The sequence below is a fragment of the Chryseobacterium vrystaatense genome (assembly GCF_000737765.1).
Classification (GTDB): domain Bacteria; phylum Bacteroidota; class Bacteroidia; order Flavobacteriales; family Weeksellaceae; genus Chryseobacterium; species Chryseobacterium vrystaatense.
Genome location: NZ_JPRI01000002.1, coordinates 432,574 through 458,011 on the forward strand (window position 1 = coordinate 432,574; position 25,438 = coordinate 458,011).

The following is a 25,438-nucleotide window of genomic DNA, read 5'->3' on the forward strand; positions in this document are numbered from 1 at the left end:
TTCATGTAGTAATTCTACGATCATAGATTTAAAAAACACCGATAAACAACTGAATTAAAACCAATTAAAACACCAATTATAAACTAATAAAACCAAACATTTTACACCTTAAAGAGAAATATTAAGAATTTTTAAGATAAAAAGAACCCCGTAGCAGGTCATAAAAAATTATATATAGATATGAAAATAGCCGTTACAAAAAAGTAACGGCTATAAGATTTTTCTACTATTTTTTAATACCTGCTGAAGGTTACTGCTGAGTACGGCTGCCCTCTTTTATAGAACGGGAAAGAATCTTATTTTTTCTCAAGAGAAAATCAGGCATAAGATCAGTAGGGAGATAAAGAGAACTTTCCCCCTTTTTCTGGAGCTCCTCTACAATTCCCGGATTCCAGGCAAGGATCTCATTCACCTGAACTTTCAGCTCATCTGCAATGATGTCCAGATTAAACCCAGCATTAATCTCCGTTTCCTGCAGAGGGACATCAGTATTTTGACGGCCTCCCCCTTCAGCAAAGAAAACTTTATTAAGCCTTGAAGAATTATAATTATTTAAAACATTTTCCAGCTCACCGGTTGCATAGCAGGCATTCAGGTATTTTTTTACATGATTGATGGTCTCTCCGGGGAGATATTTGGAGAATAGATGGTACTGTGTAGAACCTGCCGCCTGTACAGCTTTGGCAATATTACCTTCACCACAGTTATAGGCAGCAACTACCGTGATCCAGTCACCATACTTTCTGTATAGATTCGCTAAAGAAACTACTGCTACCTTGGTACTTTTGTATACATCTGTACGGTTCTGCTCTGTAAGCCCATACTGATTCGCGTGTGCAGTCATAAACTGCCATATTCCTACAGCTCCAGCTCCTGAGGTTATATTTCTGTTAAAATGGGATTCAATCAGGGCCAGATTTCTCAGGTGCTTAGGCAATCCTTTCTGCGCTAGTGAGTATTCGATGAATTCAACAATTTCCTTATTGGAATTGATGATGTTATTGTATTTTCTTACGCTGCTTTCTGAGGTATCAGAAGCTGCAAGAAATTGTCCGTTTACCGTTACAAAAGTTCCTGCCAGCATGAGTCCCGTAAAAATATTTTTGAATACAGTTTTCATTTTAGTTCCTTAATGGTTATCTGCAAAGAAAGCTTAAGTTTTCTTTATTTTATGATTAATCTACTTTCCAGCTTAATTTTTCCTCTTCACTGTTCCAGTCAACATGAATAGTCTGTCCGGATTTCACTTCTTCTCTTACGATCATTTTAGAAATCGGTCTCGCCAGCTGCGCACGGATCACGCCTGAAATCTGTCTTGCTCCGTATTTGCTGCTGAACCCACCCAATGCAAGGTTTTTTACCGCTTCATCTGTGATCTTTAAAGTCATTCCTAATCGCATCAGTGAAGTGTGAAGTGACTTCAGCTGAATATTGAAAATTCTCTCTGCAATCGATTCAGTGATCGGTGCAAAAGGAATAATTTCTGTGATCCTTGCCAAGAACTCGGGCCTGAATCTTCCTGAGTTGGACATGATCTGCATCAGTGCTGATGATTCCGGAACTTTTCCTTCTTCAAACTGTTTCACAATCTCTTCACTTCCAATATTTGAAGTAAATAATATAATAGCATTACTGAAATCTCCCTCTTTTCCTAATTTATCATGAACCTTTCCTTCATCCATGATCTGTAAGAATACATCAAAAACGGAATGGTGGGCTTTTTCAATTTCATCAAATAAAACAACGGTATACGGCTGCTGTCTGATCTTATTGACCAGCATTCCTCCTTCTTCATATCCTACATACCCGGGAGGCGCACCATATAAGAGTGCCGCGGAATGTTCTTCTTTAAATTCGGACATATCAAAACGTACCATCGCTTTCTCATCATTGAAAAGAAGCTCTGCCATGGATTTTGCCAACTCTGTTTTACCTGTTCCGGTAGGTCCCAGAAGGAAGAACGATCCGATGGGTTGTCCGGGTTTATTAAGTCCGCTTCGGTTTTCCACAATAGCATCTGAAAGAATTTTTAAGGCATGATCCTGCCCTACTACTCTATTCAATAAAAGGGATTCCATATTCAGGAGCTTTTCTTTTTCCTGTGCCTGGATTTTTCCAATTGGAATATTTGTTTTTGCCGCCATCACTGCTGCCAGTTCTAAGCGGTCTACTTTTTCTCTTTTTACGGCTGCATGCTGTAAAAGTTCTGCATAGGTATCGTCAATGATCTTATGAATCTGATCAACAGGCATCGAATTATCAATAGCCGGCTGCTCACTTAGCGATCCCCAAAGAATAGGACTTATTTTATCTCTCAGAAGATTATAGTTCCAGATCAGCTCATTCGCCTGATCTTTAGTGTCGGTAAATTCTTCTTTTAAGATCGTTTCATAAGTTTCTTTCCAGCTTGCAAGTTCTTTTTCTGAAAGCTCGTCAAGCATTTTAATGGCTGCCATAGTTCGGTCGAGCAGGTCAATTGCTGCATCAGGCAGTTTTTTGCCCTTTGCATATCTTTTTGCCAGACGTACGCATTCAGGAATAGAATTTTTTTCTACTTCAATACCATGATGTTTTTTATAGCCATCCAAAAGGACATCTATCATTTTCACACAGGTTTGTTCATCCGGCTCATTGACGGTTAAAACTTCAAAGCGACGGTTGAATGCCTGTTCAGGTTCGATAATTTTTCTATATTCTTCCTGTGTTGTAGCTCCGATCACAGTAATCTCGCCTCTTGCCAGTTCCGGCTTCAAAAGATTAGCCACGTTTCCAATGCTTCCTTTTGGATCCAGAAGGGTATGAATTTCATCTATGAAAAGTACTGCTTTTTCAATTTTCTTACATTCATTAATCACTTTTTTAAGGCGGTCTTCAATCTCACCTTTGTAAGAAGTTCCTGCCAGTAATGCTCCTGTGTCCAGTTCCAGAAGCGTTGCATTTTTAAGCATTTCAGGAACATTCCCTTTGGTAATTTCAGTTGCAAAGCCTTCTACCAAAGCCGTTTTACCAACGCCAGGTTCACCGATGATGATCACATTCGGCTTACTTCTTCGGCAAAGGATTTCAACAAGCATCCTGAGTTCTTTGTCTCTTCCTATAATGTTTTCAAGATCTCCTTTTCTTGCCTGTGCCGTTCTGTCTACACAGTAACTTTTGATAGACGGAAATGATTGATCTGTGAAATCTGATCCGTTTGAAAAAAGCGATGAAAAATCACCGTCTTCAGACACTGCGAAAGGAGTATCTTTTCTGTATAAATTAAAAATTTCGTGTTCTCTTAAAGGAAGTGATTTCAGCTGCTGCAGTGAAAAAACAACCTGAGGTTTCACAATTGCTGTAAGGATACATATCGGGGTGATCTCATCCAGACCTAATTTCAGGCGAATATCGTCTGCTTCTTCAATAAGAGTGTCTATAGCTTCATCCTGACGAACCTCATCCGGAAGATGGGCAGTTTTTGGATAGTCTTCAATACGGACATCCGCCCACTCATAAAAGTAGCCGGGATCTTTGTCAATGCTTTTAAGGAATTCGTTTAGGCCGATATCTTTATGCATTAAGGCCTGTAGAATATGTGGGCCACCGTATGTTGCATTATAATTTTCTTTCGCTATCGACTGAGCAATATGAAATAGCTGTTTTACTGTTTCGTTGGTTACTAGTACTCCCATTTATAATTTTCTTATATTAATATGTCTGTGTTCTTTTTATTTTGATCAGATTATTTGGTGTTATCTGCGAAAATACATTTATACAAATATATCTTTTTTATGCAAAATGCAGGAGGATAAAGATAGTTAATTCTTTGATTAGAGAAGTAATAAGTTTTGTTGGTATTTCTTATTGAGCTGATATTTTCAGAAGAATATTTCTCCAAAGAAACATGACGCTGATCTTTTCTATAGCAGATGATTTTGTCAAGATCCATTCCTCCTTGCTTAATTATTCTATCTTTTTCATTTTCTGAATATTTGCTTTTCTACTTTGACATTTTTTTCTACCACGGCTCACTAAAGATAAACAAAATAGTAATCTCACCTCTATATTTACATTATAAAACAATCATTTATAATATTTTATGCAAAAAAGACCGTCTTATAAGGGACAGTCTTTTTCTATGAATGTTGATGTGTAATAGTGTCTTACTTAAATGATCATAGCCTGTTAAACCCGAAATTGCAGTGTTTATTTTCATTTCAGGGGAATCAATATACCTCCTTCCTTGAATTTTCCGCTATGCGTGTAAAATTTAACTATTATTAATATTTTGTGATGTGGTGATTGTTTAACAAATATAGGGTGCTTATTTCTTTCCTGAAAGCATTTGAATATAAATCTCATATTTTGTAGTAGTTCTACGACTTTTTGTAGTAATTCTACTACTATGGATTTACAAATCGCTCATACAGATCACTGGAAGGGGTTTTGCAATCATCAGCATATTTCTAAAATTACAGACATTTTACACTTAAATGAGAAATAGTATGAATTTTTGCATGGAATATTTGGAGGTTAAGATTATTTTATCAGGGTGGGAATGTTTGAAGGTGTTTAAGAATAATACAGTAAGAATTTTTCTCTGTTTAAAATTCCAGACATTTCCAATACCTCGACTCCCACAGTATCTTTAGTTTCAGTTTAAGTCTTAATCTGATCTCTGATGAGCATATCAATAATTGTTCATTAACTAAAAAAGGGCCTCTCTTAGCCACAAAAAAAGCAGAAGTTGAACTTCTGCTTTTGGATATAATCAATTTGATGATTAGTGTTTTGTGTATTCCGGTTCCTCAATAGTTTGAGTAGTTGGCATAAAGTATTCATTAAGCCAGTAGAAGGTTTGTCCATTCTGCTGAATCTTAACTGCAGGGTTATTTCTGTTGGACAGCATTTTATCTGCTAATACTTTATATTCTTTGAAATGTGCTCTTACTGTTTCTTTTAAAACAATCTTAGGCTTCTTCCAGCCCTTCAGTTTATTTTTTGACATCAACTCATCTTCAGAATTGTCAAAACCAGTACTCAATCCTACTGCATATGACATTGGTTTTTCATACAGCTCAGATTTATCAAGGAATTTCAGGGTAGGATTGTATTTCTTCAGAAGTTTTATATATTCTTTAATCGCTCTTGACTGGCTAAAACCAGCTTTTTCAGGTTCTGTTTTAAGATAAATTTCTGTGTAGAAATTCTTTAAGTTGTCATATTCTGTTTCAGAAATAAGAATACCTTTTTCTATAGCTGGTTTATAATCCTTCAGATCTTTAGGGATATAACCTTTTACAAGGAATGGATTTCCGTAATTGATCAACTGTGCTGCAATTCCTGCAGAAACCGGATTTGTAAGACCTGGGAATAAATATTTATACTTCAGATCCACATCTGTTCTTCCCGCTCCTACAGAAGAATGGAAGTATTCATTAAGCGATTTATCAATGGTCTGGTTGTCTAAAGTAACCTGTGCAATTAGGCTATCCAAAGATTTTTTAAGATACCCCGGAGTTGCAACATCTCCTTTTTTAGGAAAAATAACAAACCCCTGAGACATACTCTGTTTTGGATAATCTAACGAGAAGAACCCGGCATCACCTTCCACAAGGCTGAAGTTATTTTTAGTAAGAACATCACTCTGATTGATGATTTTCTCTTTTTTAAGTTCAGCAATATTTTTAGCAGTGTTGGTCACTACATTTTCAGCCATGAGTATAAAATCATTGTATGTATCAGATGATCTTGCACTGGTCTGGAACATGATTAATCTTGCCTGTGCCTGAGTAAGAGAACCGAGAACACTGGACATACTTCCACTCTGGTTGGCGGAAGTTCCTACAGTGACTACAATATTCGTTTCATCCGGAACATTGGAAAGAAGGTTTCCTGCAGCAGTAAGAGCTTCACCTACCGGCTGGTATCCGCTGTTGCTCGCACAGTTCATTTCGTTGGTTCTTTCGCTAATGAATGTAGTAATTTTACTGTAATCACTACTTAAATTGGAAACCAGAACATTCTCACCACACGGATTATTTTTGTATAAAACGACACCGTATTTTACACCACTGAAATAAGAAGGTTTCTCAAATCTAAGCTGCAAATCCTGAAGAAGAGATTTTACGATAGGAGCATAAGGTGCATTTGGAGCACTTACATCCAGGGCAAAAACGATGTTGATATTTTTATCCCGTTCTGTGATCTCTCTGTAGCGGTCAAAAATAATCTTCTCACCCAGAACATTGAAAATATAGTTTTTACTGTAATCCAGAATATTGGTAAAATACTTTGTTTTGGTGTCCGGAGTCGGAGCTTCATTTAAAGGAAGATTTACCGGATAAATATTTTCAAGAGGGGTTCTTTTATTGGTATCGGTGAGAAAAACCGCTGTTCTGCTATCTGCATCTGCTGCACCCGGATATCCTTCGTGTATCCCATAGGCAGATTCGTTAATTTCTGTATCATTTTTCAACTTTATGGCAGAACGCTCACCCCATGCAGAGATCACATTTGCGTTGACCCATCCATAGAGATTGGTACTGATACTGTCTATATCGATGGAAGGTTTCTTACCTACCAAAAATCGTTTATTATTTTCCGCCTGCTTGTAGACATAAACCATTTGTCCGTTTGGAATTTTGACATTGGCTGTTTCTATAAGGCTTGGTGAATTGAATACCATGATAGAGTCATTCTTGTAGTATCTCTCAGCACTTCGGACAACTTCGCTGTTATTGGGAACTACTGCTACTCTTACCGGATATCCTGTCTTTTCGCTTTTTAAAGAATTATTCCACAGAAGGAGGTCTGTTTCCGGAATCCAGCCATAAGTTTTGATGGATTTTGACGAAACTTTTTTCATTAAAGCATCCGGAACATATTCCGCCACTTTTACCATTCCATCTCTGTGTTTCAGAACCATTAGAGGCTCAAGGAATTTAACTTCCTTATAAGATTTCTCATCACTTTTATCAAGATAAGCCGTATTTCTGGACCTGTCTGAAATGACAATCCATGGAACTGACTTTTTGGGATATCCGTTTACTACCGGTGAGTTTTCTACCTGTCCGTACTGCGAAGGCTCTGGAGTCCTTTTAGAAGGCAGCTTCACCTGACAGCTCGTTATTAATACTGATAATCCGATATAATATGCTGCTAGAGGAAATTTATTTTTCATCCTATTTTATTTTTATGATTGGTGTGTCCGGAGCTCCGGATCCTATTATTTGCTTTGGTTGATGTCAACTTTCGTTACACATATCTGTTTGTCGTCCAGATTGACTTTTACACTCTGGATCACAACGTTTTTATCAAACTGAAGTCCTGCACAGTACATATAAAAGTTGTTAGCTTTGCTGTCACTCACTTTTACTACCGTGTTTTCGTTGTTACACAAATATGTTCTCAACAGATAGTTGTAATGCATATTAAAACTGTTTCCGTTGGCAATCTGCTGAAGATGATATTTGAAATCATCATCAATCTTTTTATAGACATCTTCTACAGGAACTTCATCCTGCTCCAAAGAATTGTAAGTAGGAAGGATTTTGATCATGTGGTAGATCGGCTCCTCACTCTCGTCAGTTAATAAGGTAACACGGTAATCGCCCGGTTTTTTATACGCGTAGATAAACATCTTATCTTTAGCATCTGTATTTCCTGTTTCACCAAACTTCCATGCAAACCGGGTAGCATCTGAAACTGCACGAAACTGCACATTTTCATTCTGCATTGCCTGTGCAGGAGCTTCTATGGTAGTAGCGATCTTCGTACTGTCTTTCTGCTTCGTCTGTCTCGCGGAAACCATTACAGCAAAAGTTTTGGTATACTTGTTATCAATGATCAAACTTACCGAATAGTACCCCGGCTTATTGTAAAAGTGGATTCCTCTGTTTTGATCAGAAGTCGACCCATCTCCAAAATTCCATTTTTTGGCTTTTGCAAACTGGGTCTTATCCTCAAAGAGAAGTGTATCTCCTACAGATAGCGATGATGGATAAACTACTGCTACAATATCATCGGCAGAATGGATCACCTTTTTCTGCAGCCATAGCGCAACGAGGGCTGCAATGAGCAGCGTTGCGATAACACCAATAATAATGTTCTTTTTGTTTTTTTGAAAATAATTCATAGTTAAGTGATTGTGATGTGTTTATTCCTTTAATGTTTTTTTTTGCATCCTTATTGCGTCCTTTCCCTCATGGTCTTATTCCTGTCATAAAGGCGGTCCTGTGTATTCTTAAACCCAATTCTACAGTCATCCACCTGCTTGTTGAATGTTTTAATATCCTCTAAAGTCGTAGAAACAACTTTTTTGTCTTCAAAATACATTTTATAGAATTTAGCAATCTGCGGATAGGCATCCTTACGGATATCTACAACATTACGACTGTGAAAGTAACTTGCCAGACCATTAATCCCATTGAAGATATTATTTTCCACAAAAGGTTCCGGAGATTTATCTGTGATTTTGCTGATCCTGATATAGGCACTGTCCATCTCTGGCTGTAAGATTTTTTGCTCGCTTTCGAAAGCCCTCTTCTGTTCAAGGCTCTCTATTCCTCTCACGTCTTCATCAGAAAAAGGAGAATCGTATCCTTTCAGAAAAATGACCCCAAGAAATATCAGAGCAGCAACAAGCATCAGTATTAAATAAAAAAACTGATAATGCCTTTCTTTTTTGGATAATGTAATATGTCCCTGCATAGGTTTGTTTTTTTATTATTATTTCCCTTTAGACCCTGTAAAATGTCTGGTAGGATCTTTTTTTAGCTGATTATTGGCCCTGTCTACTTTTGATATACATTCTTCAAGATCTCTAAGCACGATCTTTTTTTTGTATTCTACCTCCATAATGTCGCCCTTCAATTTGAGCATTGCTCCTATCTGCTTCATCAAAACCGCATAATGCTTAAAATTATCGACACTGTCTTTGCCCATAATATTTTTTGCATTTGCTACATCGTCCATGATACTGGTTCTGAGGAAAACATCATTCTGTACTTTGCTTATATCATAGTGCTCCATGTTCTCATAGATATTTTCTACCTGATCTCTGAGAGCGTCACTACGGCGCATCAGTTCTTTATAAGCATCTGCTTCTCTGGCAATTCCTTCCCGCTGTATCGTATAGCTTTTAAAAAAGAGCAATAAGCACAGAAAAGACACCACTGAAAGAACGGCGAAGGATAGAATAAACTTCCAGATACCTATTCTGACGTCAGATTTGTTTAATTTTTTTTCCCTGTTTGAAGACATATATTTGCGATTTGTTTGGCCTGTGAAAATATAAAAAAAAAATTTTATGTACAATACGTATTTTCCCCAGTCTAAATTAGTGAAAACCCTAATTAACCTAAGTTTAATTTCGACTTTCATAAGTTTTTCATAAATTAGGCCTCTGAATTTTAAATATCTCTACCAAATCGATATTAAAAGTGAGTAAATTATTATCAAACACAGTGCGGTTTTCTATAGCAGACAGCGATTTTTATTTTAAAAAAATAATGATCAAAACGCTTATGGAAAATCCTTTTTATATGCTTCTGAATGACTGTAACAACGGCCATGAGCTTGTGAACAGGATTTACAGGAGGCAGGAAGACGTGTTTATTATAGAGCTTTTTATGCCTGTCCTAAGCGGGATAGAGGCGATCAAATATATCCGGAAAAACAATACAGAAACTCCTATTGTCACTTATTCCAACACCTATCAGGAAGATATGGCTGAGATTCTTTCCAAAATCCCCAATATCTACTACTGTCAGAAAAACAGCACGATTATAAAAGATCTCATCAAAGGCAGTATTGCTTCCGACAGCTTCGATTATGAACAGTATTCCAAGGAATGGGAACAGCAGCCCCTTGCTGTCCAAAACTACATGGAAAGACAGAAAAAAGGCCAGGAAGAGCTCAGTCCTACCGAGATCCAGCTCATGAAATTCTGCTACGAAGGCTATAGCAACAAGGAAATTGCAGAAAAACTGAGTCTTAGCACCCGCACGATTGACACCTATATCAACAGGCTTACAGAAAAGCTTGGATTGAAGACAAAACTGCATCTCATCCGTTTCTGCGTGGAAAACGGATACTACAATTCCAGCATGTAGTGAGATTTAATGTAATATTAATATAGGGTAATCATAAAAACTCCAACTCTTTAAACAAAAATATTTTGCCACTAATTTGCTAGTATTCAATTTTTTTAACTAAATTTGCACACCTAAAATTTAAAATTAAAAAAGGAAATGACAAAGGCAGAATTGGTAAACATCATCTCAAATAAGTTGGGAACAGAAAAGAATGAAACACAGAAAGTTGTAGAAGCTTTTATGCAGGAGATCAGGACTTCTATGTATAATGGGGATAACGTTTATCTGAGAGGTTTTGGATCTTTTATCATTAAAACAAGAGCTGCTAAAACAGGAAGAAATATTTCTAAGAACACTGCAATTGAGATTCCTGCTCATAACATTCCTGCTTTCAAACCTTCAAAATCTTTTGTTGAGAAAGTAAAAACTAAAGTCGCAGTAAAATAAAACATTAACTGAATATTAACTAGTTACTAAAAAATTAAAATTATGCCAAGCGGAAAGAAAAGAAAAAGACACAAGGTTGCAACTCACAAGAGAAAGAAAAGAAGAAGAGCGAACAGACATAAGAAAAAATAATCTCTTTTTCTCGAGATTTACAATATAATAATATAGTTGGTGATTTTAATTTTTTAAAGATCACCGACTATATTTTTGTTTGCAACTATAAGATACCAGGGAAAAGCAAGCAGATTTTGCAGATATTTTTAAAAAGATAGAGCAAGTTCATTCTAAATTCTTATATTTAATATTATTTATCTGCTAAAAAAAATGCCAATTTCCTATAATCTTAATAATTTTTATCTTATAACAAAATGAAGAAAGAACTAATAGTTTCGCATGAAGATGATCTTACAAAGATTGCACTGCTGGAAGACGGAAGACTATGTGAACTTCATGAGCAAGAGGACAAGAGCGAATTTATAGTTGGAGATCTGTTTGTAGGAAGAGTAAAAAAACTGGCACCCAACCTGAATGCTGCATTCGTAAATATCGGGTACGATAAGGATGCTTTTCTGCATTATCAGGATCTGGGACCACAGTATCTGACTTACAAAAAGTTTTTAAAAGATACTATTTCTAAAAAACAGAGCACTTCAAGCTTAAAAAATTTCGAAATACAACCCGAAATAGACAAAAACGGAACCGTAGACAAAGTCATAGTAAAAGATGATCTCGTTCTGCTTCAAATTACCAAAGAACCCATTTCTACAAAAGGTCCGAGGATCTCTACTCAGGTTTCTTTGACAGGACGTTTTCTGGTCCTGATTCCTTTCGACAATAAAGTTTCTATTTCCAAAAAGATCAGAACGACTGAGGAAAAAGAAAGACTGAAAACCCTTATCGACAGTATTAAGCCTGAAGGCTTTGGAGTGATCATAAGAACCGTAGCGGAAGGAAAAAAAGTAGCAGACCTTCATAATGACATGAATCAGCTGATCCAGAAATGGGAAAGCACATTCAAAAACATTCAGAAAAGCAAAGTTCCGGCTAGAGTTTTAAGCGAAGAAGATAAAGCTTCAGCAATTTTACGAGACAATTTCAACCAGGATTTCGTTAATATTTTCTGTGATGATGAACAGATGGTAGACGAAATGACCAACTACGTAGAGGTCATTGCCCCGGAAAAAAAGAATATTGTCCAGTTTTACAATTCTCACATCCCTCTTCTCGAATATTACAACGTTGAAAAACAACTCAAACAGAGTTTCGGAAAACACGTTAATATTCCAAGTTCAAAAGGTGCGTATCTCGTTATTGAGCATACAGAAGCACTTCACGTAATCGACGTCAATTCCGGAAATAATATCACAACCGGAACCGCTGTCAATAAAGAGCACGCTCTGAAAGTAAACAAAATGGCAGCTACAGAGATTGCCAGACAGCTGCGTCTCCGCGATATGGGAGGCATCATTGTAATCGACTTCATCGATATGCAGAACCCTGACCACAGAAGGGATCTGTATGAACATCTTAAAGAAGAAATGAAGCGTGACAAAGCACGCCACAAAATTCTTCCACCAAGTAAATTTGGACTGATCCAAATTACCAGACAACGAAACCGTCCGGAAAAACAGATCGAAACCAAAGAAGAAAACCCGAACAAAGACGGAGAAATCGTTGCTCCTATTGTAATCGTGGAAAGAATGGGTGAAACTCTCCGAAGCATCCTGCAAAAAGAGAAAGGAAAGATTTTCCTGCATGTACATCCTTTCGTGGAAGCCTACCTTACCAAAGGCATCAAAAGTATCCAGATGAAATGGTTCATAAAATACAAAAAATGGGTAACCATCATTCCAAGGGATTCTTTTAAATATTTAGAATATAAAATTTACAATTCGAAGAAAGAAGAATTGATAGAATTTTCTAATTAAAACAAAATCTAAACCTCCAGAGCAATTCTGGAGGTTTTTTGGTTAAATTGGCTATGAAAATGATCATATCACTGAAATACCTCATCTTTAAGATGGCGCTGCCTCTTACCATTATAATAATGGCTGTATTTACAAAATCGTGGCTTGTACTTCCGGTAGATGATGGCAACACAGTCATGTCGGGATTTCCTTTTCCTTTCATTGCTGATGGATGGCACACTTCATTATCTTACCAGATTTTCATCACAGAATTCTTAGCCGACTTTTTCATACAGCTTTTACTATGGACGTTGATTTTATTTCTAATCAATAAATACCTCTTTATCATAAAAATTCCAAAATTTTTAAATATCATCATTTGGGGACTGGTCATCATTATTTCCGGACTTGCTGTTTCCATTGCTTCAATGCCGGACCAGATCATTCGGTTGAAAAGAGACTGGGAAATACAAGCTGTCCTTAATTCAGGATATCAGTTCATTTGGGAAGAACAATCAAGGCAATAGAAATTATTTGACAACAATAAATAACCACAACAATATACAACAATGAGCAAAGAACACCATTACAAAGCAACCATCCATTGGACAGGAAACAAAGGGACGGGCACCAGCAGCTACAGAAACTATGAAAGAAGCCATACAATCAATATTGAAAATAAAACACCTATTGAAGGCTCTTCTGACCCTGCTTTCCGGGGAGATAAAACCAAACACAATCCTGAAGATATGTTTCTCTCTTCGATCTCTTCCTGTCATATGCTATGGTACCTTCATTTCTGTTCTGAAGAAGGCATCATTGTCACCGATTACACAGACGAAGCTATAGGAATTATGACCGAAACGACTGACGGAGGGGGAGAATTTACATCAGTCACCTTACATCCTACAGTCACCGTAACTGAAAAGGCAATGATTGAAAAAGCAAAAGAACTTCATCACAAAGCTGGACAGTTTTGTTTCATCGCAAGGTCATTAAACTTTCCGGTAAAACATATCCCTACCCTGTTAATTAAATAATACATATATTATTTTTATTCACCTGAAAATAACGATTAATACAGGTTTTAGACTATAATAACTCTAAAATTCTCATTCAAAAATCAACATCAAGAGAATTATTTATCAAATAATCAATAAAATTTCGATTTTATAATCATTTATTATGTAAAAAATTACAATTAATTGTTATTTTTATTCAAAATGTAAAGATTTTTTTATATTTTTATATAAACAAAACTAACCATGATGAAACCGAGATTAACCATTTTTGATGAACCGCTACTCTATACAGAAGGTTTATCAAAACTGCTCTCACAGAGCAAAATTTTTAACACGATTGACATTTGTAATTCTTATGAACCATTATTTAAACAATTAAAAGAAGATCCCCCTGAAATTCTGGTGATAAGCTCCAATATGCTTATGCTTACAGACATTTTCAGACTTGTAGAAGACATTACCTCAAAAGACAAAGAAATCAAAATTATTGTCATAGGCAATAGTTATGATATGACAGACATCCGGAAGCTTTTTAACAAAGGCATAAAAAGCTATCTTGACAAAAACAGCAGATACGATGAATTCCTTAAATCAATAAATGCATTGCTTTTGAATGAGATCTACATCTGCGACAATGCAAAAGAAAGGATGATCAACTTTATCAGCAGCGAAGAAGGAAAACCCAATCCACATATCAAAGAACCGCTTACGCGCAGAGAAATGGAAATCCTTAAACTGATATGTGATGGATTCAGCAGCAAAGATATTTGCGAGAAACTTTTTATAAGCATCAATACAGTTGAAACCCACCGCAAGAGAATTCTTTTAAAATTAAACGCAAAAAATTCCGTAGGAATTGTAAAATACGCCTTAGAAAACCACATTATTGATTGATGAAACCAATTTCGATTAACCTCCAAAAAAAATCCAAACCTAGGTTTGGATTTTTTTTGGAATATTAATTTTATGTCAATAGTTGTATTTGCTTCGCAAAGGAATAGTGAATGATAGATTCAGGAACTAAGAGCCAAGAATCAAGAATCAAGATACTAGACATCAGATTTCAGACATCAGATATTTTGATTCTCAGCCACCAGATACTTGTCTTCATTCAATATTCCTCGATATATTAGATTTTAGGCTCTTAAATTTCAGTCTATGAAGTATGAGGCTTACTTACTGTCACCAAGCAGCCAGCAGGTCATTTAGCTCACACAAACTCTCCGACTCTCAAGCCTGTATCCTAAAACGTATAGACGCTCCAACTCCGTAATCTCAGTTTCTATTCATAGTCAGGCATTTCACCATTGCTGAAAAGAGAAGCTCTTGAAAGATCGGTCATCGTACTATTGAGATCAATGACCATTACATTTTTCTGCGAAATATTATCATTGGAAGTATTCATAAAGATCACCTGGGCATTATTCGGAGAAAATCTCGGATCAAGATCGTTAGTTCCCAGCGGCTTTTCACTTTCGTCAGAAATATCATATACCACATCATTGGTTAAATTATAAATAAAAATATGAGAATCGAGCTGACGATAATTGCCGCTTCCATCCTGATATCCCGACAAATCTCTTGTATAAACGAGCATTTGTCCGTCTACAGAGAAATTCAATCCGCCTGCAGCTCCTAAAGAACCGGATACAATCGTTTTCAAAACACTTCCAGTCATATCAATGATGTAGATCTTTGTATTATAGCCGCTGTAATCATTGGTTTTTAAGGCAACCCTGCTACCATCATAACTCCAGTCACATTCAGAGATCATACTTCCGTCGGGAGTTGTATATACTAACGTCAATCCACTTCCATCTTTATTGATTCTGTACAGTTTATTGAAATTTGAATAGAGAATTTCCTGTCCGTTGGTACTCCATGCAAAATCCATTTCATAATTATTAAAACCTGCTGCCGGAACTGTAGTTACTTTAAACGGATTCGATCCATCAGGGTTTGCTGTATAAATATGGGTACTACCGCCTTCTGTCCTCAGAAATGCGATCAATCCGGCATTATTATTTTTTCGCGGTCTCCAACTGTTATAGGACGAATTGGTAAACTGAAAACTATTTCCCTGTCCGTCACTTGACAAGATTACGAAATTACCATTCTGTTTCTGTACATAATGATAGCGGTTTGCCGGAACTGTATTGGTTGTAAATTTACTGATGGTACTTAAAACTGGCGGGTGAATGCCGTCCGAAACAGACACCTGCCAGAAGTAACTAACACCAAACTTCAAATTTGAAAGCGAATAATGATTCGCCGTCAAATCATTAACCTGAATCACATGAGTATCGAGGTTATTTTTAATTGTTAAACTATATCTTAAAACATCCGCCGTATCGGGATCAGTTGCTGTCCATGTCAGCTCCATATTTAACGGCTGATTAACCGCATTGTCTACCGGACTTAGCAGCTGCGGTGCAGAAGGAGGAGAATTGAGCGATTCATCATCGTTCATTTCAAAAACCACAGTGACCACCTGGTTTTCATTTTGTATGTTAACCCCCTGAAAAGTGGTCACATAACCAGAGAGTTCCGCTTTCACAGAATAATTCCCGATGGGCATAGCGGCAATTTCAAATGTACCGTCTGTCCCGCTGAAAACGGTCTGTGTGGTAGGTGCTGTAAAAATCTTAACATTAGCAATAGGCACATTGGTACCTCTTTTTACAACTTTTCCTTTCAACATTCCTGTCTGAGCCTGTTCTATAAGATCTTCATCACATGAAAACAGACAAAAAGTAAGGATGAATATGCTGAGTATTTTGATTAAAGTTTTCATAGTTCATGTTTTTATTTGTTTCCAAGGTAAAAATTGATTCCAATAGCAAAGCGAAGTGCCTGATCTTTTCTTTTTCCGTTCACCAGACCTTCCCAGTTATCTTTAAAACCTATATCATACTGTGACGAAGCCCGGATTGCCGTATTATTTCCAATCATATATTCCAACCCGCCACCAACCTGGCCTTTATACTGAGGCTTGTATTTTGAAAACATAGCTCCCGCACCTCCATAAACATATGGACTGAATCTGTATTTGGGGAACAAAAGAAACTCCAGATTGAGCTCGGGAACTATATAGCTTCTTTTAATCATATTTTTATTCTCTAAGGTGAAATAGCTGGCACTGGTTTCAATATTGAAATTGGGATTTATAAAGTATTTTATTCCCAGTTTTCCGCCCACATTCATTTTAGGATTTACGTAGTCATCTTTAATTTTCTGAGCTTCCACATTCGCAAAAACGGACATTTTCTGTCTGTAATTTTCCGGAAACTTATTCCCCACTGTTCTGCCTGTATTTTCTTCCTGTTCTTTGTTATAATCATTAATCAAAGGCTGATAGCCTGTTAAATTTTCGGATGCTTTTCCCCAGATTTTATCTCTGATACCTTCAATAATCAAGGATCTTACTGCTTTCTCGATTGCTTCAGTGACGGCAAGCTGTACGGGCTCATTCTGTGTAAGGCCCACTTCAGCTTCCAGCAGCCTTTCGGTATCAATATATCTGAAAAAACTTCCGTTTACACTCGTAGAAAGAATCGTTTTGGAGATATAAACTGTTTTAAGGATTTCGCCGTTCAGCGTAGAGACGGCACGCAGATAAATAGTAATCCTGTCCTGGCGGTATTGTGTGGAAGCACCTATTCCGAAATATCTCGCTCCGAGGCCTCCGGTCAATACATTGCTGTCATAAGAGATGACTCCGCCTTCAAGAAGAATTCCTGCGTAAAGAAGAGGAGGAAGGGACTGGCTGCTTTTATCAGCATCTTTCATGTATTCCTGTCTTGTAGACCGGATGATCTGTCTTTCGTTTAAAAGATTGGCAATATTTTCTCTTTCGATAGGAATGAACCATCGGCTGTCTTCAAGCGCTTTAATAAGAATGGTAGTCGTTCCCTGCGGGACAGCTGTACTCCAGTTATTCCCGTTTTCTGACGGTTTATACTGACCGGTCTGGTCCCTGAATTTGTATACGCCTACGACAATTTTTTCTTTGGGAAGCGGAAGATTTTTCAATTCCGCGGTAGAGGGGGTAAGTTCTCCCATGGTGGATCTCTCAGGATCGGAAGGAAGCCCCAGTATGGAACTGCAGGCCTGCATTAAGCACAGCAGGAGCGTACAGAAAAAAATTCTGGTGTAAATGTAAGTTCTCATGGTAAGTCTGGTTTTTAGTTATTTTTTATTTTGGAATCACGATCTCGGACTGATCGCCTGAACTGGTATCCAAAATATTGATCAAAAGTCCCTGGGCTGTTGTAGTGATCTGCAGATAAAGCGATCCAAAAAGATAATTTCCGGGCTTTAGGCTGCCCTCCCCGAACTGATCCTCAAATAATTTCCTGGACAGCTCACTCAACACCTGCCTGTTGAGGCTCTGGCTGAAACTGTCTAGAGAATTAACATTATCGAGCAAACTGCTGTAATCATTTTTCTCATCAAACTGATTTTGGGCATTTGCTGAACTTAAAAGCCACTGATAGTTAAAGGTATCACCTCCGAATGCCGGATTGATTGGCTTATAAACGAGCTGCTGAGATTTTCCGGAGAAAATACCCGCAATAAAGGTCAAAATAATGATAAAAGTTTTCATGGCGGACGTTTTTAGTAGATGAATTCATTTTTAATGAGGTTTTTCTTTGTATTAAACTCTTTAATATATTTTAAGCTGGCTGCCAGCTGTTCTTTGAGGTAGTCTTCGTTTGGATTAGTCATAAAACTATAAATCACTTTATCATCAATCTGAATACTGATCTGACCGCTGGTCCCGCGAAGAGGAAGTTCTGAAATAGTAATAGCCCCACTGCTTTTATCTGGAATTTGACTGTACTGGATATAAAAAAGATCATAAAAGTCTTTTCCGACTTTGGTTTTGGTTTCATCAATGGTAAGTCCTTTTAGTTCATAGACGGCATCTTCTTCTATCATAGCGGTTTTCTTTCTGAACAAATCAGTATTGAGTTCCAGGCTGTCTTTCGTGATCAGTTTCCTGGTTTCTTCATCTCTCACATAGAGAAAAACTTTCAGTGCATCTTTGGGTTCAAGATTGACATTAATCTCAGATAAAACTTTTACTTCATTGGGATTGATGGAAAATTTTCCGCTCTGCTGATTGTTGGAGAGATTGCCTGCATTTCCTTTTTTAATGGAAATCAAAAGGTAATTCAGTTCTTTGTATACAGCCGTATTATTGGTAACAACAGCTTTAAGCTTAATCTGATTTTCAAGGACACTGCTTTCTATCCTGGCGTTCACTTTTTTATCTTCCTGCCCTTCAACCTGTGAAGACAGGAAGATAAATAAAGTGCACAAACTCAAGGAATATAGAAGTTTCATCACATGTGTTTTAGTAATTTCTCATGAAAATTGTTTTGTTGTCACCTTTCACATTGATCTGCATTCCGTCTGAGACACTGTTGCTTCCGGTAATATCAATGATATTGTTATTTCCCTGTGCATTAACGGCAGCTTTGGTTTCTTTATCCGTAAATGAGTTGATGAAATAAAGCGTATTATAATCTCCCAGCTGTTGTACGGCAATATTAGTTTTAGCATTAAGAGAAAGTTCTGCATTATTATAATCACCCATTTGAATAACAGTTGAACCGTAAAGTCCCTGTTCAGTCTGCTGTCTTGTGATAAGGTCAAGAACGGTGTTGCTGTTGACCCTGTCCCAGTCTACCTGCTGTGCTTGCACATACAGTACTGCGAAAAGTGTAAAGGCACCCCATCTCAGTTTAAACATGGTATTAATTTTAATAAAGGTACATGAATAGCTCTTGTGGAAAAACACGCCCAGCAGGTACAAATAAAAAATCACGGTTTCCGGGTATGTTGATCTCTAAAGCTTAAAAAAGGAGAAAACCGCAGCTTCTCCTTTTTATTTTGAACTACAATCCATCGAATTAATTGGATTGATTGATTACCATTGAGTTTCCGTTACCCATCTGAGTTCCTACGTGAATATGAGAATCTCCACTTTGAGCCACCCAGGTAAAGTTATTGTTACCCATCTGAACATCAACTGCAATATTGGAATCGCCTAACTGAAGCTGATACAATTGGTTTCCGTTTCCAACCTGTGCTCCCACGGCCATATTACTGTCGCCAATCTGAAGAGATGCAGCCACGTTATTATTACCAGCCTGATCGTGTGTGGCGCTGTTGTCGTTTCCGTCCTGATATTGTACTAAAAGGTTATTATTACCAACCTGAAGACCACTTGCATCATTTCTTCTTCCAAGCTGAACCTGATAAGCATCGTTACCATTACCTAACTGAATAGCAGAAGCATCATTTCTTCTTCCATCCTGATATTGCACCACGGCATTTCCGATACCCAACTGTATAGAGGAGGTTTCATTTCTTCTTCCGATCTGAGTCTGTTCTGTAGAGTTAAATGCTCCCAGCTGCCAGGTTACTGCAGAGTTTCTGTTTCCCTGTTGGCTCACATCGTTTGTATTACCAAGACCTGTTTGGTCTACGTCAATAGAGTTTCTGTTTCCGATACTTTCAGCAGTATTGATATTCAGAACACCTATCTGATCGATGTCTGCTGTATTACGGTTTCCACTCTGTGTCAGAGAGTTGATATTCAAAAGACCTGTCTGATCAACAGTAGCAGTGTTCAAGTTTCCAATCTGGGCAGTAACATCAATATTTGATTGTGCGAAGCTGAAACTCATGGCCATCAGTGTAAATACACCAGTAATAAAGTTTTTCATTTTGATAAAATTAATTGGTTAATAGTATGACAAAGGTATCGGCAAAACCCAAACGAAAAACCACGGCTAAAGTGTAAATTTCAAAAATCACGGGATACCGTTCCCTATGTAACTGTTTACCTTTTTCTCTCAGTAACGTTTTTCAGTTACGTATAAATACGGTATACTGTACCGTGGTTTTCACAAAATAACTCTAATTTTCAGATTAATTTTTTAGAACCTTTTTTTCAGATTAATTTTTGTAATATTTTTAATCTTGAAACTTTTAATCCTCTATCAATGGTTAATTAATGTTAACGCCTATTCTTTTCTTCAGGATATATTGCTAAATTTGAGCTATGGAAAGTTTTGGAAAAGATTTATTGAGGAAAATTACAAATGTAGAACTGCCCGGGGTCAATGCCCATGGGGTATTTTCACCGCCTTCCCGCCCTGTATTTACCTATGATGAAGTACTGGCAAAAAATCCAAAATTTGCAGCAGTTAATATTGTCCTATACTTAAAAGACAATGAATGGTATTTCCCGTTGATCCAAAGAACGGTCAACGAGCACGACAGACATAGTGGGCAGATTTCACTGCCTGGCGGTAAACGTGAGGAAATGGACCGTGATTTTGCTGAAACAGCAGTACGTGAAACTTCAGAAGAGATAGGGATAGACAAACATTATATCAGGGTGATCCGGGAAATGTCCCCTATTTATATTCCGCCAAGCAATTTTTATGTATATACTTATATTTCATATACTAAAAAGAATCCGCTTTTCGTTCTCCAGCAAAGCGAGGCTGTAGAAACTATAGAATTTCCTATTACCTCTTTCCTCAGCCTTCCTGATAATCCTGAAATGATGGTGCTGCCGGATACTGCAGGACATGAAGTTCCTGTCATTAATTTCAACGGATATATTATCTGGGGAGCTACAGCGATGATATTGAGTGAGTTTAGTCAGTTGCTTAAAAAAATGTAACTTTGCAAACCGTGTTTAATTGAGAGATGGCGAAGAAAAATATTTTCACCGATGCATTCGGAACACCTTATTTTTTAAAAAGGTTAATCATTTTTATTTTAGGAATTGTATCCTACAGAAGGTTCAACGGCTTTAATAAACTGAAGATAACCGGTACGGAACACTTGGTGGATCTTCCGGATTCCAACGTGCTTTTTGTATGTAACCATCAAACGTACTTTGCTGATGTTGCAGCAATGTATCATGCATTCTGTGCTGTGAACAACGGATATCTGGATACGATCAAAAACCCGATCTACCTGCTCAATCCTAAGATCGACTTTTATTATGTAGCAGCAGAAGAAACCATGAACAAAGGAATTCTCCCAAAGATCTTCAAGATCGCCGGTGCTGTAACCGTAAAAAGAACATGGAGAGCAGAAGGTAAAAATGTCAACAGAATGGTAGATCTTACTGAGGTTGATAATATTATGAAAGCTCTGGACAATGGCTGGGTAGCTACTTTCCCTCAAGGTACTACATCTGCTTTTGCACAGGGACGAAGAGGTACAGCCAAACTGGTTAAGAACCAGCGCCCGATCGTGATTCCTATCAAGATCAACGGTTTCAGAAGGGCATTTGATAAAAAAGGACTCCGGGTAAAGGTGACAGGCGTAAAACCTACCATGGAATTCAAAGCACCTCTGGATATAGATTACGACAATGAAAAGGCGCCTGAAATTTTATTGAAGATTATGACTGCCATAGAGCAGACAGAAGATTTCAATGTACTGCACAATTATGATGAAGAACTTAAAGCTAAAAAATTAGAACAAAAGGATTCAAATAATTAAAGTAAGTAAAAATTATGAACAAAATATTAGGGATCTTATTCGCGGTCATAGTATTAGTTTCGTGTAACAGTCAGAAAGTGTATTCAGATTTTGACATCAGCTACTCAAGAAGTGGAGGTTTTGCCCCTGTATATGAGAATCTGCTGATCAAAGGTAACAATGCACATTATTCTTTTGAAGGACAGGGCAAAAAACACAAACAGGATTTCAAAATTTCTGATGAAGATCTGAAAAAACTGGACCAAACCCTTTCCCAAAATAATTTCAGAAGAATTCAGGAAGACCGCAAAAAACTGTATGACAATGTCAGCACTTCCATCAACGTTAAGAAGGGACCTAACGAAGGAAGCAAGACGGATGCAAGCATGATCATGCCCAACTTCACAACGAACTGGAACAACATTCTGAGTGCTTTCCAGGAAATCATTAATAACAACGTAAAAAAACAGTAAATACAATTGAAAACCCACTTCATTGCTATCGGCGGAAGCGCCATGCATAATCTTGCTATTGCGTTAAAAGACAAAGGATATCAGGTGACAGGTTCAGATGATGCCATTTTTGAGCCTTCAAAATCCAGACTGGAAAACAAAGGAATACTGCCTCAGGAAATGGGCTGGTTCCCTGAAAAGATCACAGCAGACATTGATGCGGTTATCCTTGGAATGCATGCCCGTCAGGACAATCCTGAGTTGGCAAGAGCAAAAGAACTGGGTTTAAAGATTTATTCATATCCTGAATTTCTGTACGAACAGTCCAAAAACAAAACAAGAGTGGTTATCGCCGGGTCACATGGGAAAACAACGATTACCTCGATGATCCTTCATGTGCTGAACTTTCATCAGAAAGATGTAGATTTTATGGTGGGTGCACAACTGGAAGGTTTTGACTGTATGGTAAAACTGACACAGGATAATGATTTTATGGTATTGGAAGGGGATGAATACCTCTCCTCTCCTATTGACCTTCGCTCAAAGTTTCTTTTGTACCAGCCCAATATCGCTTTAATGAGTGGCATCGCATGGGATCACATCAATGTATTTAAAACTTTTGACGACTATATTGATCAATTCAGAAAATTTGTGGCCAGTATTACGGCAGGAGGAGTTCTTGTATACAATGAAGAGGATCCTGAAGTAGTCAAAGTAGTGGAAGCCGCAGAAAATTATTTCAGAAAAATTCCTTACAAGACCCCTGAATATGAGATCATCAATGGAAAAGTTCATCTGAAAACCGAAATGGGCGATGTTCCGCTTTCCGTTTTTGGAGCTCATAACCTGTTGAATATGGAAGGGGCAAGACACATCTGCCGCCAGCTGGGAATTATGGATGAAGATTTCTATGAAGCGATCATGAGCTTTAAAGGAGCATCAAAGCGTCTTGAAAAGGTAGAAAGAGAAGATAAAGGTATTTTATATAAGGATTTTGCCCATGCACCAAGTAAGGTAAAAGCAACGGTAAAAGCATTCCAGGAGCAGTTTAAAAAGGAAAAAAAATACGGTTTTCTTGAATTGCACACCTATTCAAGTTTAAATCCTGTTTTTCTTGAACAATACGACCATGCTATGGACGGACTGGACGAAGCGATTGTATTCTATTCGGAAGATGCTTTAAAAATCAAAAGAATGGAACCTATTTCTCCGGAATTCATTAAAGAAAAATTCAGGAATGATGCGTTGAGAGTATTTACCAATGCTGAAGATCTTCATTCCTATTGGGAAACTTTGGACAAAACAGACGCAGTATTCCTGATGATGAGTTCAGGCAATTTCGGAGGTCTGGATCTTACAAAATAAACCGGAGCATTTGATAATGAAGAACCATTATTGAATGATCCATAAAGAAACTCCTTTCAGTTTTACTGAAAGGAGTTTCTTTTATTTTATTTTCAAAAAATAATACCTAACTATATCATTGATTCCGTCTTCGTCAAAATCTTCTACAGAGCTTTCAAATATCATATTAACCGCTGTTAACTGAGAAACAATATAAGGATAGTCCTGCTCTCCTTCATACCAGAATTTTTGGGTCTTCTGGTTATAGGTATATTTTCTCGTTACTGTTTCATCAGGAATACAATCATTATTATTTTTGGTATAATTTACAGTCGTCATATCTGTCCCTCTGAATTCATGGGTGCTTTCCGCATCACATCCTGTTGTAAGGTGTACTTCAGTTTGTTTGGTAGAAGATTTATATACTTCGACTTTACTCATTTTCCACATACCGAGCATTGTTCTCTGGTCATCTTCCGGATCTTCGTTATGATGACTGCATCCCATAATAGATAACACGGCCAATGGTAGAAATAATTTTTTCATAGTTAAGTTTTAAACTTTTGTAGCTGGCAAAATTAAAACAATTCCCTTTAAATATCTTCTGCCCCGGCTATGAGATTTTTCAGGATTTCTTCTGTTGAAAGGTGGCTGTAATCATGAATGGACTGTCCTGCCCAAATGCTTACAAAATCAGAATTCTGCAAAGTCTTTGAAATTCTTCTCAGCTCGTTTGTTAACTTATTCTGGTAAGGATATGGAAGAATATAATCTGAATTTTCTAAGGTTTCAATAAATGTATTTTTAATACCTCTGGCATATCTTCCTGAAAAACTTTTGGTTAAAATAATATCTTTTTCAACCGCACTTCTAAGTCTTTCTTTTTCAAATGGCTTCATACCGCTTTCTTCAGATGCAAGCAAAATACTTCCTACCTGAAATCCCTGTGCCCCAAGTTCTTTTGCCGCTCTTAAAGTTTTACCGTTATAAATCCCTCCTGCATAGATCAGTGGGACCGTTACTTGATCATGTACTTCTGAAAGCAGAGATATCCCTCCAATCATCGGGATATTATCCGGATCAAAAGTTCCCCTGTGACCGCCGGCTTCAATTCCCTGGACGCAGATCATATCTATTCCGGATTTTTCCAGTATCAAAGCTTCTTCTGCTGACGTACAGGTTCCTATAAGAATGATATCTTTTTCTTTCAGCTTCCGAATACTCTTATCATCCAGATTTCCGAAAGTAAAACTCAATACTTTGCATCCTTCTTCAATAATGGCATCTACCTGTTCCTGGTAGCTGTTCACCTTAATATCTTCAAGATCCGGAAGCGTAACTTCCAAATGATGATCATTTGCCAGCTGTGTAATAAACTGCTTTGCTTTAATAAATTTTTCCTTCATACGATCTGTAATTTCAGGAATATGGTGAACAAAAATATTGGCTGCAAAGGGCTGATCAGTCAGTTTTTTGGTTTCTCTGATGAGTTCAATGGATTTATCTGCCGAAAGGTCGGCCAATGCCAAAGAGCCCAGACATCCTGCTTTCGAAGCTGCAGCTGTCATCTGTGAGGTGCTTACTCCAAACATCGGAGCCTGAATAACAGGGTATTTAATACCTAATCTTTTACTTAGAGTTTCCGGCCAAAACATAAGAATTATTTTAGTTAG

At 37.3% G+C, this 25,438-nt stretch carries 24 protein-coding genes; 10 read left to right on the forward strand and 14 right to left on the reverse strand.

Going from position 1 to position 25,438, the window contains the following annotated elements; genetic code table 11:
* Positions 1-250: 250 nt before the first annotated feature.
* The 6 genes from IW16_RS07475 to tssO form a co-directional block, all read right to left on the reverse strand.
* A complete protein-coding gene (locus IW16_RS07475; protein ID WP_034741686.1) occupies positions 251-1,120 on the reverse strand; it encodes a lytic transglycosylase domain-containing protein in 870 nt (289 codons plus the stop codon).
* Between the two features lie 55 nt (positions 1,121-1,175).
* Positions 1,176-3,671, reverse strand: coding sequence for an ATP-dependent Clp protease ATP-binding subunit (locus IW16_RS07480; protein WP_034741688.1), 2,496 nt, complete (start codon positions 3,669-3,671; stop codon positions 1,176-1,178).
* Between the two features lie 1,091 nt (positions 3,672-4,762).
* Positions 4,763-7,162: a type VI secretion system protein TssR domain-containing protein gene (gene tssR / locus IW16_RS07490; RefSeq protein WP_034741694.1), complete on the reverse strand. Its 2,400-nt coding sequence runs from the start codon at positions 7,160-7,162 to the stop codon at positions 4,763-4,765.
* A 45-nt stretch (positions 7,163-7,207) separates the two neighbouring features.
* A complete protein-coding gene (locus IW16_RS07495; protein ID WP_034741696.1) occupies positions 7,208-8,116 on the reverse strand; it encodes a PKD domain-containing protein in 909 nt (302 codons plus the stop codon).
* A gap of 50 nt (positions 8,117-8,166) precedes the next feature.
* Positions 8,167-8,691, reverse strand: coding sequence for a type VI secretion system transmembrane protein TssO (locus IW16_RS07500; protein ID WP_034741699.1), 525 nt, complete (start codon positions 8,689-8,691; stop codon positions 8,167-8,169).
* An 18-nt stretch (positions 8,692-8,709) separates the two neighbouring features.
* A complete protein-coding gene (gene tssO / locus IW16_RS07505; protein WP_034741702.1) occupies positions 8,710-9,243 on the reverse strand; it encodes a type VI secretion system TssO in 534 nt (177 codons plus the stop codon).
* 248 nt (positions 9,244-9,491) lie between these two features.
* Here tssO and IW16_RS07510 point away from each other — a divergent pair, with 248 nt between their 5' ends.
* The 6 genes from IW16_RS07510 (at position 9,492) to IW16_RS07535 (ending at position 14,346) form a co-directional block, all read left to right on the forward strand.
* Complete coding sequence (locus IW16_RS07510; protein ID WP_223878128.1) at positions 9,492-10,094, forward strand: response regulator transcription factor; 603 nt, start codon at positions 9,492-9,494, stop codon at positions 10,092-10,094.
* Positions 10,095-10,232: 138 nt separating this feature from the next.
* Complete coding sequence (locus IW16_RS07515; RefSeq protein ID WP_034741707.1) at positions 10,233-10,523, forward strand: HU family DNA-binding protein; 291 nt, start codon at positions 10,233-10,235, stop codon at positions 10,521-10,523.
* A gap of 368 nt (positions 10,524-10,891) precedes the next feature.
* Positions 10,892-12,451 carry an Rne/Rng family ribonuclease gene (locus IW16_RS07520; RefSeq protein WP_034741709.1) on the forward strand — a complete coding sequence of 520 codons (1,560 nt, stop codon included), beginning with the start codon at positions 10,892-10,894 and terminating at the stop codon, positions 12,449-12,451.
* Between the two features lie 53 nt (positions 12,452-12,504).
* Complete coding sequence (locus tag IW16_RS07525) at positions 12,505-12,957, forward strand: hypothetical protein (protein WP_051890004.1); 453 nt, start codon at positions 12,505-12,507, stop codon at positions 12,955-12,957.
* Between the two features lie 42 nt (positions 12,958-12,999).
* Positions 13,000-13,470: an OsmC family protein gene (locus IW16_RS07530; RefSeq protein WP_034741711.1), complete on the forward strand. Its 471-nt coding sequence runs from the start codon at positions 13,000-13,002 to the stop codon at positions 13,468-13,470.
* Positions 13,471-13,695: 225 nt separating this feature from the next.
* On the forward strand, positions 13,696-14,346 hold the full coding sequence (locus IW16_RS07535) for a response regulator transcription factor (RefSeq protein WP_223878127.1): 651 nt from the start codon (positions 13,696-13,698) through the stop codon (positions 14,344-14,346).
* Positions 14,347-14,734: 388 nt separating this feature from the next.
* On the opposite strand, the gene IW16_RS07540 is transcribed toward IW16_RS07535, so the two are convergent.
* The 6 genes from IW16_RS07540 to IW16_RS07565 all read right to left on the reverse strand — a co-directional run bounded on the left by IW16_RS07540 (position 14,735) and on the right by IW16_RS07565 (position 20,189).
* Positions 14,735-16,246, reverse strand: coding sequence for a carboxypeptidase-like regulatory domain-containing protein (locus IW16_RS07540; protein WP_034741713.1), 1,512 nt, complete (start codon positions 16,244-16,246; stop codon positions 14,735-14,737).
* 11 nt (positions 16,247-16,257) lie between these two features.
* Positions 16,258-17,622, reverse strand: coding sequence for a CsgG/HfaB family protein (locus tag IW16_RS07545; RefSeq protein WP_034741715.1), 1,365 nt, complete (start codon positions 17,620-17,622; stop codon positions 16,258-16,260).
* Between the two features lie 25 nt (positions 17,623-17,647).
* Positions 17,648-18,058 (reverse strand): curli production assembly/transport component CsgF, encoded by a 411-nt coding sequence (locus IW16_RS07550; protein ID WP_034741717.1) that lies wholly within the window; start codon positions 18,056-18,058, stop codon positions 17,648-17,650.
* Positions 18,059-18,069: 11 nt separating this feature from the next.
* On the reverse strand, positions 18,070-18,801 hold the full coding sequence (gene csgH / locus IW16_RS07555; RefSeq protein WP_034741719.1) for a curli-like amyloid fiber formation chaperone CsgH: 732 nt from the start codon (positions 18,799-18,801) through the stop codon (positions 18,070-18,072).
* 10 nt (positions 18,802-18,811) lie between these two features.
* The gene (locus IW16_RS07560) at positions 18,812-19,210 is read right to left on the reverse strand and encodes a hypothetical protein (protein ID WP_034741721.1); all 399 of its coding nucleotides are present in this window, start codon (positions 19,208-19,210) and stop codon (positions 18,812-18,814) included.
* Positions 19,211-19,370: 160 nt separating this feature from the next.
* Positions 19,371-20,189: a hypothetical protein gene (locus IW16_RS07565; protein WP_034741724.1), complete on the reverse strand. Its 819-nt coding sequence runs from the start codon at positions 20,187-20,189 to the stop codon at positions 19,371-19,373.
* A gap of 338 nt (positions 20,190-20,527) precedes the next feature.
* On the opposite strand from IW16_RS07565, the gene IW16_RS07570 reads away from it, so the two are divergent.
* The 4 genes from IW16_RS07570 to IW16_RS07585 are packed head-to-tail and all read left to right on the forward strand — an operon-like array spanning position 20,528 to position 23,786.
* Positions 20,528-21,157, forward strand: coding sequence for an NUDIX hydrolase (locus IW16_RS07570; protein WP_034741727.1), 630 nt, complete (start codon positions 20,528-20,530; stop codon positions 21,155-21,157).
* A gap of 26 nt (positions 21,158-21,183) precedes the next feature.
* Positions 21,184-21,990, forward strand: a complete 807-nt coding sequence (locus IW16_RS07575) for a lysophospholipid acyltransferase family protein (RefSeq protein ID WP_034741729.1) — start codon at positions 21,184-21,186, stop codon at positions 21,988-21,990.
* A gap of 14 nt (positions 21,991-22,004) precedes the next feature.
* The gene (locus IW16_RS07580) at positions 22,005-22,442 is read left to right on the forward strand and encodes a hypothetical protein (RefSeq protein ID WP_034741732.1); all 438 of its coding nucleotides are present in this window, start codon (positions 22,005-22,007) and stop codon (positions 22,440-22,442) included.
* A 6-nt stretch (positions 22,443-22,448) separates the two neighbouring features.
* A complete protein-coding gene (locus IW16_RS07585; protein ID WP_034741735.1) occupies positions 22,449-23,786 on the forward strand; it encodes a UDP-N-acetylmuramate--L-alanine ligase in 1,338 nt (445 codons plus the stop codon).
* An 81-nt stretch (positions 23,787-23,867) separates the two neighbouring features.
* Here IW16_RS07585 and IW16_RS07590 read toward each other — a convergent pair whose 3' ends face one another.
* Entirely contained in the window at positions 23,868-24,311 is a 444-nt protein-coding gene (locus IW16_RS07590) for a lipocalin family protein (protein ID WP_034741738.1), read from the reverse strand.
* A gap of 47 nt (positions 24,312-24,358) precedes the next feature.
* Positions 24,359-25,420, reverse strand: coding sequence for an NAD(P)H-dependent flavin oxidoreductase (locus tag IW16_RS07595; RefSeq protein WP_034741741.1), 1,062 nt, complete (start codon positions 25,418-25,420; stop codon positions 24,359-24,361).
* Positions 25,421-25,438 lie beyond the last annotated feature (18 nt).